We start from the raw sequence: 1,136 nt of genomic DNA on the forward strand, positions 1-1,136 counted from the left end.
CCCTTATACCTTATATCTAGGCAAAGTCAGTTATGGCTTGTATTTATATCATAAAGTGATCCCTCTTACACTCATTCTAATTTTAAATAAATTAGATATCCGACTTGCTAACATCGCTTCTTACTACTTTATCAATCTCATTATCCTAATGTTAGTAACAGCATTTTCCTGGAAGTTTATTGAGTCATATTTTCTTAAATTGAAAATAAAGTTTTCCTATTCATAGCATTTGATCACGCTATCAATCATTTTTTCAACACTGAATTTCTCGTTAACTGTTTTACACGCATTATTTACCATAACCTTAACAGAAGCTGGATTTTCATGAAGCTGGATAAGTTCATGAGCCATTTGATCAATGTCAAAAGGCTCTATTAATATTCCATTGTGCTTATGCTCAATAATTTCATTACAAGCTGAGACATTAAATGCAATTACTGGCGTCTTCTTTTGGAACGCTTCTAAAATGACCAATCCAAACCCTTCTGAAATTGAAGGAACTAATAAAACATCTGATTCCAGTAATAAATGATTGACATCTCTCCTAAATCCTAAGAATCTTACACTATTCAAAATGCCAAGATCTAAGGCGTAGTCTTTTAGTTCATCTTCATCTGGCCCATCTCCGATAATAACAAGACCCGCAGTAGGAATACTGTTTTTTATGATTTGAAAGGCTTGAAAAGCATACTTATGGCCCTTATAGCCCGTGAGTCTCCCGACAATAGCAATTTGATACTCAAAGTATTTTTGTGAGGTTGCACTTAGCACATCATTATCTAGATGTTCATAAAGGCCATGATATATGGTTTTTATTCTATTCTCATCTGAAATACCTCCATCCACAAATAACCTCCTGATACCTTCTGACACGGCTATCGAACGGTCTACAAATTTTTCGGATATCCAACAAAGTAAATAATATACATTCCATTTTAGTGCCTTTGGATCAAACCCGTGATTTTCCGTAAACTTTTCTTCATACCCATGCTTGGTTGATATCCATTTAAACTTTGAGTATAAAAGCACTTTCTCACAAGCAACTAAAAAATCTGCATGGATCAAATGACTATGGACAACTTTGTATTTATACTTAAGTAAATGACGAGCAAGATTCCATATTATCCATATATTAT

The 1,136-nt window shown here is 33.5% G+C and carries 1 protein-coding gene and 1 pseudogene; one reads left to right on the forward strand and one right to left on the reverse strand.

Features of this window, described 5'->3' with window-relative positions; genetic code table 11:
- Positions 1–226: pseudogene (locus E1140_RS21600) on the forward strand (hypothetical protein); the annotation flags it as partial.
- Here E1140_RS21600 and E1140_RS00240 read toward each other — a convergent pair.
- Positions 217–1,136, reverse strand: a 920-nt coding sequence (locus E1140_RS00240) for a glycosyltransferase (RefSeq protein WP_155177955.1), incomplete at its 5' end; no start/stop codon positions are given. The pseudogene E1140_RS21600 and the gene E1140_RS00240 overlap by 10 nt on opposite strands.

Origin of the sequence: Fulvivirga lutimaris, assembly GCF_009711525.1 — a bacterium.
GTDB lineage: Bacteria > Bacteroidota > Bacteroidia > Cytophagales > Cyclobacteriaceae > Fulvivirga > Fulvivirga lutimaris.